Source organism: Actinobacillus porcitonsillarum (assembly GCF_003101015.1).
Lineage (GTDB): Bacteria > Pseudomonadota > Gammaproteobacteria > Enterobacterales > Pasteurellaceae > Haemophilus_A > Haemophilus_A porcitonsillarum.
In genome coordinates, this window is the sequence record NZ_CP029206.1 from 2,248,896 (window position 1) to 2,263,191 (window position 14,296).

At 41.1% G+C, this 14,296-nt stretch carries 11 protein-coding genes and 5 tRNA genes; 1 reads left to right on the top strand and 15 read right to left on the bottom strand.

The window, feature by feature from the left end; genetic code table 11:
• Positions 1–176: 176 nt before the first annotated feature.
• Positions 177–2,339 carry a heavy metal translocating P-type ATPase gene (locus tag DDU33_RS10765; protein ID WP_108925178.1) on the top strand — a complete coding sequence of 721 codons (2,163 nt, stop codon included), beginning with the start codon at positions 177–179 and terminating at the stop codon, positions 2,337–2,339.
• Between the two features lie 28 nt (positions 2,340–2,367).
• Here the strand turns inward: DDU33_RS10765 and DDU33_RS10770 are convergent, their stop codons facing one another.
• From DDU33_RS10770 to potA, 15 genes are all read right to left on the bottom strand, one after another.
• Positions 2,368–3,189 (bottom strand): SDR family NAD(P)-dependent oxidoreductase, encoded by an 822-nt coding sequence (locus DDU33_RS10770; protein WP_108925180.1) that lies wholly within the window; start codon positions 3,187–3,189, stop codon positions 2,368–2,370.
• A 7-nt stretch (positions 3,190–3,196) separates the two neighbouring features.
• Positions 3,197–3,760: an NAD(P)H nitroreductase gene (locus DDU33_RS10775; RefSeq protein ID WP_108925182.1), complete on the bottom strand. Its 564-nt coding sequence runs from the start codon at positions 3,758–3,760 to the stop codon at positions 3,197–3,199.
• A 73-nt stretch (positions 3,761–3,833) separates the two neighbouring features.
• The gene (gene ilvD, locus DDU33_RS10780) at positions 3,834–5,669 is read right to left on the bottom strand and encodes a dihydroxy-acid dehydratase (protein WP_108925184.1); all 1,836 of its coding nucleotides are present in this window, start codon (positions 5,667–5,669) and stop codon (positions 3,834–3,836) included.
• A gap of 138 nt (positions 5,670–5,807) precedes the next feature.
• Positions 5,808–7,448, bottom strand: a complete 1,641-nt coding sequence (gene pgi / locus DDU33_RS10785) for a glucose-6-phosphate isomerase (RefSeq protein WP_108925186.1) — start codon at positions 7,446–7,448, stop codon at positions 5,808–5,810.
• 121 nt (positions 7,449–7,569) lie between these two features.
• Positions 7,570–7,644 (bottom strand) — tRNA-Gln (locus DDU33_RS10790).
• Between the two features lie 48 nt (positions 7,645–7,692).
• Positions 7,693–7,767, bottom strand: a tRNA-Gln gene (locus tag DDU33_RS10795).
• Positions 7,768–7,793: 26 nt separating this feature from the next.
• Positions 7,794–7,878, bottom strand: a tRNA-Leu gene (locus DDU33_RS10800).
• Positions 7,879–7,882: 4 nt separating this feature from the next.
• Positions 7,883–7,959, bottom strand: a tRNA-Met gene (locus DDU33_RS10805).
• 172 nt (positions 7,960–8,131) lie between these two features.
• Complete coding sequence (gene aroE, locus DDU33_RS10810; protein WP_108925188.1) at positions 8,132–8,956, bottom strand: shikimate dehydrogenase; 825 nt, start codon at positions 8,954–8,956, stop codon at positions 8,132–8,134.
• Between the two features lie 57 nt (positions 8,957–9,013).
• On the bottom strand, positions 9,014–10,684 hold the full coding sequence (gene ettA, locus DDU33_RS10815) for an energy-dependent translational throttle protein EttA (RefSeq protein WP_005818949.1): 1,671 nt from the start codon (positions 10,682–10,684) through the stop codon (positions 9,014–9,016).
• Positions 10,685–10,894: 210 nt separating this feature from the next.
• Positions 10,895–10,984 (bottom strand) — tRNA-Ser (locus DDU33_RS10820).
• A 90-nt stretch (positions 10,985–11,074) separates the two neighbouring features.
• The gene (locus tag DDU33_RS10825) at positions 11,075–11,386 is read right to left on the bottom strand and encodes a BolA family protein (protein WP_108925190.1); all 312 of its coding nucleotides are present in this window, start codon (positions 11,384–11,386) and stop codon (positions 11,075–11,077) included.
• A gap of 48 nt (positions 11,387–11,434) precedes the next feature.
• Positions 11,435–12,202: a spermidine/putrescine ABC transporter permease PotC gene (gene potC, locus DDU33_RS10830; RefSeq protein ID WP_108925192.1), complete on the bottom strand. Its 768-nt coding sequence runs from the start codon at positions 12,200–12,202 to the stop codon at positions 11,435–11,437.
• A complete protein-coding gene (gene potB, locus DDU33_RS10835) occupies positions 12,202–13,062 on the bottom strand; it encodes a spermidine/putrescine ABC transporter permease PotB (RefSeq protein ID WP_108925194.1) in 861 nt (286 codons plus the stop codon). The genes potC and potB overlap by 1 nt, the downstream gene beginning before the upstream one ends.
• A complete protein-coding gene (potA, locus tag DDU33_RS10840) occupies positions 13,052–14,164 on the bottom strand; it encodes a spermidine/putrescine ABC transporter ATP-binding protein PotA (RefSeq protein ID WP_108925197.1) in 1,113 nt (370 codons plus the stop codon). Before potA ends, potB begins: the two co-directional genes overlap by 11 nt.
• Between the last annotated feature and the right edge of the window lie 132 nt (positions 14,165–14,296).

Below are 14,296 nucleotides of genomic sequence, written 5' to 3' on the forward strand. Positions count from 1 at the left end.
AACTTAGCTTACAACGTACCGATAAAGGCATTTCAGCAAACGCTGAAAAAATTGGTTATTCAGAGCTTTACTCATCTTTCCCTCGCCCGCTTGCGGGAGAGGGTGGAGAAAAATGTGAAACATTTTTCGGAGGGAGAGGGAATTACGAAAAAATAAACTCACTCAACGGAGAAAATATGTCCCATTCTGAAACCCAACTTTTGATTGGCGGTATGCATTGTGCGGCTTGTGTTCGCCGGGTAGAAAAAGCATTACTGAAAGTCGAAGGTGTCAATTTTGCTTCCGTTAATCTTGCGGATCAAACCGCTTTTGTTGAGGGGAATGCGTTACCTCAAAATATGTTACAAGCGGTCGAAAAAATCGGATTTTCTGCAGAATTACTGGAGAGCGAGGAAGAACGCCGAATTAAACAACAAGCCCAAACACAAGCAACGATTTCCCATAAAAAACAGCAATTTATTTTTGCATTAGTGGGCGGTTTTTCCATTATGGCGATAGGTATGCTGATTGGTATGAATGTCAATGCCGATAATCACTTGTGGTGGTTCGTCATTGCTTTTCTCAGCCTTGCCATTATGTTTTTTAGCGGTAGAGATTTTTTCAAAGGCGCTTGGACAAGCCTGAAAAATCGTTCGGCAAATATGGATACCTTAGTTGCCTTAAGCACCGGTGTGGCGTGGCTTTACTCTTTCGGCTTGCTGATTTTCCCTCAACCTTCTGCGCACGTCTATTTTGAAGCAAGTGTAATGATCATTGGCTTTATCAATTTAGGTAAATATCTTGAACTAAAAGCCAAACAACGATCTTCACTCGCTTTAGAAAAATTGCTCGACTTAGCCCCAAAACAAGCGGTCATTTTTGAAGATAATGTTGCAAAAACTATTCCGGTAAAAGGCATTAAACCTCAAATGCGCATTCAAGCATTAGCAGGGGATCGCCTTGCCGTTGATGGTGTGCTGGAAAGCGGTAATCTTTGGGTTGATGAATCAATGCTCACGGGCGAAGCCTTGCCGATTGAGAAAAAAGTGGGCGATAAAGTTCGAGCCGGTACACTCATTCAAGATGGTGCAGGAATTTACATTGCCGAACAAGTTGGCTCTCAAACTGCATTAGCGCGGGTAATTAACGCTGTTCGCCACGCTCAAAGTAGTAAACCGCCATTGGCTCAGTTTGTCGATAAAATCGCCAGTGTTTTTGTACCTGTTGTGGCCAGTATTGCGCTACTCAGCAGCCTAATTTGGTTAGCATTAGGGCAAGATTTTGCCTTCGCACTTGCGATTTTTACAACGGTGCTGATCATTGCTTGCCCTTGTGCTCTCGGCTTAGCCATTCCACTTTCTACCATTGCCGGCGTGGCTCGTTCAGCTGAATTTGGTGTGCTTGTTCGAAATATCGAAGCGCTACAAGCAAGTAGTGAGATTGATACCCTTGTTTTTGATAAAACCGGCACGCTCACCACAGGAAAAATGCAAGTCACACAAATGCAAACCGTTGGAAATGTTCAAGCCGATGTTGTGCTCTCTTTAGCCAAAAGCTTAGAAAAACACGCATCCCACCCGATAGCCAAAGCGATTGTTAATTACGCTGAACAGGCGGCAGATCTTGATATTGAGCAAGTTCAAATTGTAAAAGGGCTAGGCATTAGCGGATATTTTGATGGTCATAAAGTTAAAATCGGTAATCTTAAATTTATGGAAAATGCTGCTTCTCAATTTGATGTTTCTCTAGAAGAACACGGCACCGTTGTTTACATCAGTATCAATGAACAGGCAACAGGTTATTTTGCAATTTCAGATCAACTACGAGAAGAGAGCAAAGCGATGATCCAGCAATTCCAAACCAATGGTTATCAATGCTGGATGCTTACCGGTGATCGCCAATCTACCGCAGAGTATTTTGCCCAACAATTAGGTTTAGATGGCGTAATTGCAGATGTGCTACCAGAGCAAAAAGCGGAGAAAATCCAAGCACTTCAAGCTGGAGGGAAAAAAGTAGCAATGGTAGGCGATGGTATCAATGATGCACCGGCACTTGCGCAAGCAAATGTGGGAGTGGTTATGCAAAATGGTTCTGAAATTGCAATCGAAACCGCAGATTTATCACTTATGCAGCAAGGACTAGCGCCTTTAGCCCAAATACTGCCATTCTCTAAACGTGTTTTGGCAAATATGAAGCAAAGTTTGCTGGGCGCATTTATGTACAATGTGATCGCAATCCCGATTGCAGCCGGCGTACTTTATCCTTTTACCGGCACACTGTTAAATCCAATGATTGCGGCAATTGCGATGACACTTTCGTCAATTACGGTCGTGTTAAATAGTCAAAGATTATTAAGATAGCTAAAAGCCCTCGTTAATGAGGGCTTATTTATCCACCAAATTTACGATTCATCGCATCAAACAATACTGTTGGCAAAATACGTCTTAGCCACCAAAATAATTTGGTCGGGAAAGTAACTTGATAACGTGCTTTTGGTTTTTCGGCATTAAGTGCCTGTAAGCAAGCCTCCGCACAAGCTGAAGCCGGCAAAGCAAAGGGGTTAGCATTACCCTTGGTGGTTAAGCGTTGATATTGCGATTGGTTCAAGTGTTTTAAGAAGGAATTTTCCACATCAATATACTTTTCCAACTTCTCAACAGAATTAGGGCGGAAGCGGCTTTGAATAGGACCCGGTTCAATCAGGCTAATATAAATGTTCGAGCCATATAGCTCACAACGTAAAGTATCCGCCATGCCTTCAAGGGCAAATTTTGTGGCATTGTAAGCGCCACGATAGTGCATTGCGGCAAATCCTAAAATACTGCTGGTAACTAAAATTCTGCCGTGATCTTGGCGGCGAAAGATTTTGAGTGCGTGGTTCATCACTTCCCAAACGCCAAAAACATTGGTCTCAAAAATCTCTCGTAATGCTTCTCTTGGAATATCTTCCACACAGCCCGGTTGCCCGTAGCCCGCATTGCAAAAAACCGCATCTAATTGACCGCTTGCATTGATATATTCAAACGCTGCTACAATTTGGCTTGAATTGGTAACATCAAGCTGAATACACTCAAAACCTTCTTGTTGTAATCTTTGAACATCTTCGGCTTTTCGGCAACTGGCAATAACTCGCCAGCCCTGTTGTTTTAGCAGCACCGCTGTCGCATAGCCAATACCGGAAGAACAGCCTGTAATTAAGATCGTTTTCATTTTTTATCTAACGAATAAAACTGACAAAACTTGTTGGGTCTTCAGCTTCTCGAGCCAAAGAAATACCATCATCTTCTTTTGGCGAACCGATAAGAAGTAACCCGATAATTTTATCGCCTTCAGTACAATCGAAAGCGTGGCGAATTGCCGTACCTTCAACCCATTTTTTACTGATCCAAACGGTTTCAAAACCTTGCGCATTAGCCGCTAATTGCATTGCATAGGTTGCACAACCGGCAGTAACAATTTGCTCCCAAGCGGGTACTTTTGGCGATTGATGATCAATTTTCGCTACAATACCAATAACCATTGGGGCTTGGCTAGAAAGCTTATCTGCTTTTGCCGCATTTTTTTCGTCCATTTCAAATTCAATAGCGGCGGCATTTAAATACTCACGTAATTTGCCCATACCACTTTTTTCAATCACAACGAAATGATAAGGCTTCATTTTTCCATGATCCGGCGCGCGTAAAGCCGCTTTTAGAATATGTTGTAGCTGCTCTTCATTTGGTGCAATATCGCCAAATTGTTTATTAGAACGGCGGCGTTGTAATAAATCTAAAATTTCCATTATTTCTCCGTTTCTTATAATAAGAATAGGCTGATTAAAGAAAGATCAATCAGCCTACTTTTACGATGACATCTTAAATTTTGGTTTTATCGCGAACCGCACCTTTATCCGCTGAAGTCGCAAAATGTCCGTACACTTTTAGTGCAAAAGAGACTTCACGCTGACGGTTTGCTGGTTTCCAGCCTTTCGCATCTTGTTCTGCACGGCGTTGAGCAAGCTCAGCTTCAGGCACAACCAGTTCGATTTTACGGTTTGGAATGTCAATTTCAATGGTATCGCCATCTTTAACGACACCAATCAAACCGCCTGCGGCTGCTTCCGGTGAACAGTGTCCGATAGACAAGCCTGATGTACCGCCGGAGAAACGCCCATCCGTTAATAACGCACAAGCCTTGCCTAAGCCCATGGATTTTAAATAGCTGGTCGGATAAAGCATCTCTTGCATACCCGGCCCGCCTTTTGGACCTTCGTAGCGGATAACGACCACGTGTCCTGCGCGCACTTTTCCGCCTAAAATCCCTGCAACCGCATCTTCTTGGCTTTCAAATACAATGGCTTCGCCTTTGAATTTTAAGATTGATTCGTCCACTCCTGCGGTTTTTACGATACAACCGTCTAAGGCAATATTGCCCGACAACATCGCTAAGCCTCCGTCTTGGCTGTACGCAAACTCTTTGCTACGAATACAACCGTTTTGGCGGTCATCATCAACGCTATCCCAACGGGTATCTTGTGAGAAGGCTTTAGTGGTGCGAATACCTGCTGGACCTGCACGGAAGAATTTATGTACCGCTTCATCTTTGGTCAGCATAATGTCGTACTTCGCAATTTGTTCCGCAAGGCTTAAGCCTAACACCGTGCGAGTTTGATTGTTCAATAACCCTGCACGATCTAGCTCGCCTAAAATTGCCATAATCCCACCTGCACGGTGTACATCTTCCATATGGTATTTCGCTGTATTTGGTGCAACTTTGCTTAAGCAAGGTACTTTACGAGAAAGGCGATCAATATCCGCCATCGTGAAATCCACTTCCGCTTCTTGTGCTGCGGCAAGTAAGTGTAAAACCGTATTAGTTGAACCGCCCATGGCAATATCTAGGCTCATTGCATTATCAAATGCCGCTTTGGTTGCAATAGAACGTGGCAATACAGACAAATCATCTTGCTCGTAATATTTTTTGCACAGCTCAACAATTTGCGTACCGGCATCTAAGAATAACTGTTTGCGGTCAGCGTGCGTTGCAAGGCAAGAGCCGTTGCCTGGTAAACTTAAACCGAGAGCTTCTGTTAAGCAGTTCATTGAGTTTGCGGTAAACATACCTGAACAAGAACCACAAGTTGGGCAAGCAGAGCGCTCAATCGCATCAACATCGGCATCAGACACATTTTTATCTGCACTCTGCACCATCGCATCGACTAAGTCTAATTTGATAATTTGGTCGGATAGCTTGGTTTTCCCTGCTTCCATCGGACCGCCGGACACAAAAATCGTCGGAATATTTAAACGCAATGCCGCCATTAACATTCCCGGGGTGATTTTGTCGCAGTTTGAAATACACACCATCGCATCGGCACAGTGCGCATTCACCATATACTCCACGCTGTCGGCAATTAAATCACGGCTTGGTAGAGAATAGAGCATACCGCCGTGTCCCATCGCAATACCGTCATCAACCGCAATGGTGTTGAACTCTTTTGCCACACCGCCTGCTTTCTCAATTTGCTCGGCGACAAGTTGCCCCATATCTTTTAAGTGCACGTGTCCCGGTACGAACTGGGTAAAGGAGTTCACCACCGCAATAATCGGTTTACCAAAGTCATTTTCTTTCATTCCCGTTGCACGCCATAATGCACGCGCACCTGCCATATTGCGACCTTGTGTGCTGGTCGCTGAACGTAATTTAGGCATATCTAATCACTCCAAGTATCTAATGTTGTGTGCTAAAAAATAAAGCTATTCTACTGTAAATTTAATTTAAGCGGTAAAATTTTGCGGATTTTTTGCAAAAAAGAAGGCTCTCAATGAGAGCCTTTTGAATAGATGAAATTAACGCCACGCTTTATATTGGTTGATTAAGCCATTCGTTGAACTATCGTGGCTTGCGATTTCTTCATTGCCTTGAAGTTCAGGTAAAATGCGGTTTGCTAACTGTTTACCTAATTCTACGCCCCATTGGTCGAAGCTGTAAATGTTGAAGATAACACCTTGTACAAAGATTTTATGTTCATACATTGCAATCAACGCCCCAAGCGTAAATGGTGTGATTTTTTGAACCAAAATTGAGTTAGTCGGTTTATTGCCGGTAAAGACTTTAAACGGTACGATTTCTGCAACATCTTCTAATTTTTTACCCGCTTGTAAGAACTCTTGTTCTACCACTTCTTTTGATTTACCGAACGCAAGTGCTTCTGTTTGAGCAAAGAAGTTTGAAAGCAGTTTAGCATGGTGGTCGCCAACCGGATTATGTGTTTGTGCCGGTGCGATAAAATCACAAGGGATCAATTTCGTACCTTGGTGAATTAACTGGTAGAAAGCGTGTTGTCCGTTTGTTCCCGGTTCACCCCAAACGATCGGACCGGTTTGATAGGTTACCGCTTTGCCATCACGACCAACAAATTTACCATTAGACTCCATATTCCCTTGTTGGAAATAAGCGGCAAAACGGTGTAAGTATTGATCGTAAGGTAATAGTGCTTCGGTTTCTGCACCTAAGAAATTACAGTTCCAAATGCCAATCAGTGCTAATGTTGCCGGAATATTTTGTTCAATTGGCGTGTTGCGGAAATGTTTATCCATTTCGTGCGCACCGTCTAATAACTGCTCAAAATTCTCAAAACCGATAGATAGCGCAATAGATAAACCGATTGCAGACCAAAGAGAATAGCGACCGCCAACCCAATCCCAGAATTCAAACATGTTGTTGGTATCAATACCAAATTTAGCCACTTCTGAAGCATTAGTTGAAAGTGCCGCAAAGTGTTTTGCAACCGCTGATTCATCTTTTGCGTGGCTTAATAACCATTCACGAGCGGTCAAAGCGTTTGTCATGGTTTCTTGAGTGGTAAAGGTTTTAGAAGCTACCAACACAAGCGTGGTTTCAGGATTTACTTTTTTCAACGTTTCCGCAATATGAGTACCATCTACGTTTGATACAAAGTGCATTGTGAGATGATTTTTATATGGACGTAACGCTTCTGTTACCATATAAGGACCTAAATCCGAACCACCGATCCCAATGTTAATCACATCAGTAATCGCTTTGCCGGTATAACCTTTCCATGCGCCTGAAATAATGCGTTGGCAGAAATCTTTCATTTTTGCTAAAACAGCATTAACTTCCGGCATCACATCTTTGCCATCAACATAAACCGGTGTATTCGAACGGTTACGTAATGCGGTATGCAATACAGCACGATTTTCAGTGCGGTTAATTTTTTGCCCGCTAAACATCGCTTCTATCGCTGATGTTAATTGGCATTCATCGGCTAATTGGCGTAATAAACCTAAGGTTTTATCATTAACCGCATTTTTAGAGTAATCGACCAGAATTTGATTTGCAAAATTTAAAGAGTATTGATTAAAGCGGGAAGCATTTTCGGCAAATAATTGAGGAATGGTTAAATTTTCAGCTTTATGTTGTTCAAGTGCTTGCCAAGCAGCCGTTTGAGTTGGATTAATTTTTTGCATGATAAATTTCCTTTAAAGTATAAAAATAAAATTGACATAATTTTAATGAATTTTAAAAGAAATCAAAAGCAATTTAGATATTTAATAGAAACGGATGATGAAAATAAAATCGGAAGAAGGATGGCTGGGGTACTAGGATTCGAACCTAGGGATGCCGAGATCAAAACCCGGTGCCTTACCGCTTGGCGATACCCCAAAAGAAAAAAACTAACAATTGTTAGTTTATAATGATGAGTAAATTAGATGGCTGGGGTACTAGGATTCGAACCTAGGGATGCCGAGATCAAAACCCGGTGCCTTACCGCTTGGCGATACCCCAACACTAATTTTTTGTAAACTGATAAATGGTGCGGGACGAGGGACTTGAACCCACACACCTCTCGGCGCCAGAACCTAAATCTGGTGCGTCTACCAATTTCGCCAGTCCCGCAATATGGTGGCTACAGCGAGATTCGAACTTGCGACCCCAACATTATGAGTGTTGTGCTCTAACCAGCTGAGCTATGTAGCCATATCATTTGCGTTTACCATATCGGTTTACGGGGTGCATTATGCTGATTTTCCCTCTACTCGTCAAATACTTTTTTCAATTTTTTAAATAAAATTGTTTTTTTGCTTATGAATTCAACGTTTTGATATAAAAACAGCACAAATTTGCTTATTTCCTAATAGCTTACAAAATGCTATTTTGCTTTTTTCATTTCCGTTTGTAGTTGTACTAATACCGGTTCTACCTCGGGTAGTACGCTTTCCCACAATTTAAAAGACTCCGCCGCCTGCCCTACCAGCATTCCTAAACCATCTTGGTACTTCTCAACGCCTTGAGAACGAGCATAATTCAAAAATGGCGTACTCATATCAACAGCATACTGCATATCATATACACTGCTACCCACTAAAACCGATTGCGGCAATTCAACATACTTACCCTGTAAGCCTAGTGACGTTGCATTGATAATTAGATCGAACTTAGATTGAATAATCTCTTCCCAGCAAGCGGCTTGAATTTGCCCAAACTTTGCAAATTTTTCAGCTAATTCGACCGCTTTTTCGTGAGTTCGATTATAAATGGTAATCTGCTGATTAGCTTTTAATAATGGAAATAGCACGCCTTTAGTCGCCCCGCCGGCACCTAAAATGAGTACTCGTTGTTTTTCAGCTAACCAGCCTAAACGTGCTAAATCTGAACATAAACCTGCACCATCTGTATTTTCAGCATATAAACGCCCGTCATCTAATTTTTTCAACGTATTGCAAGCCTCTGCTAATAAACAACCTTCACTATGTAGATCCGCAAGTTTGAATGCGCGCTCTTTAAAAGGTGCGGTAATATTTGCACCTTTAGCGCCTTGCTGGAAAAACATTTGAATTTGTTGCTCAAAAGCCTGTTCATCGCCAAGTTTTGCTTCATATGAAATATTTTTTTGCGTTAATTCGCCAAATAGTTGATGAATACGAGGCGATTTACTTTGTGCAATTGGGTTTCCCCATACGGCATATTGGTTCATGTTATTTCCTTTTGCTAAAAAAATGAGCTTTTCAAATGAAAAGCTCATTTAAACGTATTACTTCGCAATACGCTTATATTTAATGCGATGTGGTTGCGTTGCCGCTTCGCCTAAGGTTTTCTTTTTCCACTCTTCGTAGTCTGAGAAGTTACCTTCGTAGAAAGTGACTTTACCTTCATCACCGTAATCTAAAATGTGGGTGGCGATACGGTCTAAGAACCAACGGTCGTGCGAGATAACCATTGCACAGCCAGGAAATTCTAAGATCGCATTTTCTAACGCGCGCAAGGTTTCAACGTCAAGGTCGTTGGTTGGTTCGTCTAATAATAAGACGTTTCCGCCCGCTTGTAACAATTTCGCAAGGTGTAAACGACCACGCTCACCGCCCGACAATTCGCCAACACGTTTTTGTTGATCTACGCCTTTGAAGTTAAAGCGTCCAACATAGGCACGGCTTGGGATTTCAAAGTTACCGATAGTTAAAATATCTTGTCCGTTTGACACTTCTTCCCACACGGTTTTTTTGTCGTCCATGGCATCACGGAACTGATCCACAGAAGCAAGTACCACCGTTTCGCCCATTACGATTGAACCGCTATCCGGTTGTTCTTGACCTGAAAGCATACGGAATAAGGTTGATTTACCGGCACCGTTCGCCCCGATGATCCCAACAATCGCCCCTTTCGGAATAGTGAAAGATAAATCGTCAATTAACGTGCGGTCGCCGTAAGATTTAGTTAGGTTACTCACTTCAATCACTTTATCACCTAAGCGTGGACCAGGTGGAATAAAGAGTTCGTTAGTTTCGTTACGTTTTTGATATTCGCCTGAGTTAAGCTCTTCAAAGCGTGCCATACGCGCCTTACTTTTCGCCTGACGACCTTTCGGATTTTGGCGTACCCATTCCAACTCTTTGGCAATGGATTTTTGGCGAGCATTTTCCGCCGCTTGCTCTTGTTCTAAACGTTTCTCTTTTTGCTCTAACCAAGAAGAGTAGTTACCTTCCCAAGGAATACCTTCACCACGGTCAAGCTCTAAGATCCAACCTGCTACGTTATCTAAGAAGTAACGGTCGTGGGTAATTGCCACCACAGTACCTTCATAGTCGTGTAAGAAACGCTCTAACCACGCCACAGACTCGGCATCTAAGTGGTTGGTCGGTTCGTCTAATAACAACATATCCGGTTTTTCGAGTAACAGACGGCAAAGTGCCACACGGCGGCGTTCGCCCCCTGAAAGATGTTCGATTTTAGCGTCCCAATCCGGTAAACGTAACGCATCTGCCGCACGCTCTAATTGGTTATCCAAATTGTGACCATCGTGAGCTTGAATAATTGCTTCTAATTGTGCTTGTTCAGCTGCAAGTTTATCAAAATCCGCATTTTCATCAGCATAAGCCGCATACACTTCATCTAAACGAGTGAGTGCATTTTTCACTTCTGAAACCGCTTCTTCAATGGCCTCACGCACGGTTTGCTGTGGATCTAATTTCGGCTCTTGCGGAAGATAACCGATTTTAATCCCTGGTTGTGGACGAGCCTCCCCTTCAAACTCTTTATCAACACCAGCCATAATACGTAACAAGGTGGATTTACCCGCACCATTTAAGCCTAGCACCCCGATTTTTGCCCCAGGAAAGAAGCTTAAAGAAATATCTTTTAAAATATGACGTTTCGGCGGGACAACTTTGCCTACTCGGTGCATTGTATAAACAAATTGTGTGGACATTTTTAATTCCTCAATAAAAAATCTTATCTATTTTACTTGAAAAGCGAAGGAAAATACAGAAAGCAAGCGGTAGGATTTCTCGCATTTTTTACTAAAATTAAGGCAAAAAAAATCCCTAAGCAAAAGGGCTTAGGGATAAGTATTAAAATAAAGTATAACTACTTTAACTTAACCAAGGAAATATCTATGAAAACATGCCTTATTACTAAATGGCGGTGAGAGGGGGATTCGAACCCCCGATACAGTTTCCCATATACACGCTTTCCAGGCGTGCTCCTTCAACCACTCGGACATCTCACCGAATCAATAAAAAGACAGCCAAAATATACCTTTTTTTGGCTTATTAAGCAAGGATTTTCTTCACGTTATAAAATAAATTATTTGACAAACTTAAGCGCCTACTCCCAAGCAATTTGTTGATTTAGGAACAACACCTTTTGCCTCTAACCATTCTTGTGAAGTATAGGTGTGTAATGCAAGAGCATGAACACCTTGCGCTAGCTCATCAGCTAAACATTGGTAAATAGCCTGATGACGGGCAACTCTTCTTTTTCCTTCAAAAACAGGAGAAACTATCGTTACTTTAAAATGCGATTCTGCCCCTCTGCCGGAACTATGCATATGGCTTTCATTTTCAATCTGTAAAAAAGAAGGATTAAAGATTTCTTTCAGTTTTTGTTCAATCGTTTGTTGAATAATCATTATTTATTTCCTAAAGAAAACAGCCCACGCATTGTGGGCTATTTATATTTATGCTTTTTTGCGTAATGCAACTTGACTTAATACCACTAATGAAAGCGAGAAAATAATCATAATCGTTGCAAGCGCATTCACTTCAGGGGTTACACCTGTTTTAACAAGAGAGAAGATTTTAAGCGGTAAAACCTCATAACTCGGGCTAGTCACAAAAGATGAAACAACAACGTCATCTAATGAAATCGTAAAGCTTAATAACCAACCTGAAATAATCGAAGGTAACGCTAACGGTAAAATAATTTTACGTAAAATCGTAACTTCACTTGCACCTAAATCTTTTGCTGCTTCAAGCATTTTGCCGTCAAAATCGCTTAAACGAGCTGAAATCGTAATCACGACATAAGGCAAACAGAACGTAATATGCGCAATCAATAGCGAAATGAAGCCTAATTGGATACCTAAAATCATAAATAGCACAAGCATAGAAACTGCCATTACGATATCCGGCGACATCATGACGATAAAGAGCAATCCACCAACCATTTGCTTACCACGGAATTTATAACGATATAATGCAATAGAAGTTAATGCCCCTAAAATCGTTGAAAATGTTGCCGCAAAGAAAGCAATAGTAATTGAATTCATTGTTGCTTGTACCAGCGTATCGTTATTAAATAAACGCTCATACCAGTCCCAACTAAAGCCTTTCCAGTTTAAACCATAGCGATCTGCATTAAATGAATTCACAACTAAAATAATAATTGGAATATAAAGATACGCAAACACCACAAACATAAAAAGGTTTCTAAACATCTTTTTCATTATTCAAGCTCCACCTTTTTATTTAAAAGTTTATTTGCACGGTAGTAAACATAAAGCATTAATGCCATTAAGAAGGTTAAAGCAATACTTACTGCCGAACCTAATGCAAATTGGTTGGTATTCAAGAATAAGCTCTTAATAATATTCCCCACTAATGGCGTTTTACCACCACCTAATAAGTCTGCAACGTAGAACATCCCCATTGCCGGTAACAATACCAATAAACAGCCTGAAACAATGCCTGGCATGGTAAGTGGAATGGTTACACGAATAAAGCGTTGGAAAGCATTTGCCCCTAAATCTTTTGCAGCTTCCAATAAACGTCCATCAATTTTCTCAATAGATGAATAAAGTGGCAGGATCATAAAAGGTAGCAAAATGTAAACTAAACCAATAATAATCGCTAACTCTGAGTTTAATAAACGTAATGGCTCATTGATGATCCCTAACCACAGTAGAGCCTCATTTAATAATCCTTTCACACCTAAGAAAATCTTAATGCCGTAGATACGAATTAGAGAGTTAGTCCAAAATGGCAACACCACAAGGAAAAGCAAAATAGGACGTACTTTTACCGGCATTTTTGCAATAATAAATGCAAACGGATAGCCTATAATTAAACAGAAAAAGGTTGCAATCCCCGCCATATACAACGAGTTCCATAATACTGTTGCATAAGTATCATTAAATAATGCTTTATATGCCTCTAAGCTAAAAGCAAAATCAACAAAGTACTGACTTTGGCGGTTTTCTGTTAAGAAACTGATGAGCAACACTAATAAATTCGGGACTAAAACGAAAAGTAATAGCCAACCGAAAATCGTTGCAACCGTTCCTTTTTGGAATTTATTACTCGTCATCGCTTAAGACAACCTCCCAGCCCTCGTGCCACGTTAATGCCACTTTTTGACCGACAGAATGGTCGATATGCGGATCATCTTCATTGAAGAATTCGCTTACTAAAACATTCATTCCGTTGTGATCTAATTTCACGCTTGATTCTAGCGTCATACCTTTATAGTTACGATCTGTGATATGACCGATAATCGCTTTTGAGCTTTCATCTTCATCAAGTTCTTCAATCACAATATCTTCCGGACGTAATAATACTTTCAGTTTTTGATTTGGCTTAACATCCATCTCTTCCACTTTAATATTACAAATACGCCCTTCAACATTCGCTTTCACATTTGTTGCATCAACACGCTCAATCGCCGTTGCATCAAATACGTTGATTTCACCAATGAATCGAGCAACGAAAAGGTTTTTCGGCTCTTCATAAATTTCACGTGGTGATCCGTCTTGAGCAATTTTACCTGCATTCATCACAATAATACGATCCGACATGGTTAATGCTTCTTCTTGATCGTGGGTAACGAAAATAAAGGTAATACCTAATTGACGTTGTAATGCTTTTAACTCGTTCTGCATTTCTTTACGTAATTTATAATCTAATGCAGAAAGTGATTCGTCTAATAACAATACTTTCGGTTTGTTTACTACCGCACGAGCAATCGCAATACGTTGTTGCTGACCACCGGAAAGTTGTGCTGGTTTTTGTTCCGCTCGATCTTCAAGACGAACCATACGTAACGCTTCCATGACACGTGGCTTAATTTGCTCATTTGGTACTTTTTGCATACGTAAGCCAAATGCCACGTTTTCAAAAATGGTCATATGCGGGAAAAGCGCATAACTTTGGAAAACGGTATTAACGGGACGTTGTTCAGCAGGAACGTTAGATACATCTTGACCATCAAGAATAATCGACCCCTCTGTCAATTCCTCAAAACCTGCAATTAAACGTAATGCGGTTGTTTTACCACAACCCGAAGGCCCTAAAATTGTTAAAAATTCACCATCGTTAATGGTTAAATTCAAATCTTTAAGAATCGTTTTGCTACCATAGCTCTTAGTAACATTGCGAAGTTCGATGATCGGTTTTCTGTCTAACTTTTCCATCTACTGTCGTTTTCCCCTATCAAAATACGTTGAGAAAAATTCATTGCAAGCCAATTTGGCTTACAATACAAACATAATAAAAATCAATGAGCTATGATATAGCGAATGACTAGATATTGAAAGCAAAAAATG

Excerpts from the sequence above, each read along its gene's own strand:
- ettA (WP_005818949.1), bottom strand. The coding sequence starts at position 10,684 with ATGTCCACACAATTTGTTTATACAATGCACCGAGTAGGCAAAGTTGTC.
- aroE (WP_108925188.1), bottom strand. The coding sequence starts at position 8,956 with ATGAACCAATATGCCGTATGGGGAAACCCAATTGCACAAAGTAAATCG.
- potC (WP_108925192.1), bottom strand. The coding sequence starts at position 12,202 with ATGAAAAAGATGTTTAGAAACCTTTTTATGTTTGTGGTGTTTGCGTAT.
- DDU33_RS10775 (WP_108925182.1), bottom strand. The coding sequence starts at position 3,760 with ATGGAAATTTTAGATTTATTACAACGCCGCCGTTCTAATAAACAATTT.
- DDU33_RS10765 (WP_108925178.1), top strand. The coding sequence starts at position 177 with ATGTCCCATTCTGAAACCCAACTTTTGATTGGCGGTATGCATTGTGCG.
- pgi (WP_108925186.1), bottom strand. The coding sequence starts at position 7,448 with ATGCAAAAAATTAATCCAACTCAAACGGCTGCTTGGCAAGCACTTGAA.
- ilvD (WP_108925184.1), bottom strand. The coding sequence starts at position 5,669 with ATGCCTAAATTACGTTCAGCGACCAGCACACAAGGTCGCAATATGGCA.
- DDU33_RS10770 (WP_108925180.1), bottom strand. The coding sequence starts at position 3,189 with ATGAAAACGATCTTAATTACAGGCTGTTCTTCCGGTATTGGCTATGCG.
- DDU33_RS10825 (WP_108925190.1), bottom strand. The coding sequence starts at position 11,386 with ATGATTATTCAACAAACGATTGAACAAAAACTGAAAGAAATCTTTAAT.
- potB (WP_108925194.1), bottom strand. The coding sequence starts at position 13,062 with ATGACGAGTAATAAATTCCAAAAAGGAACGGTTGCAACGATTTTCGGT.
- potA (WP_108925197.1), bottom strand. The coding sequence starts at position 14,164 with ATGGAAAAGTTAGACAGAAAACCGATCATCGAACTTCGCAATGTTACT.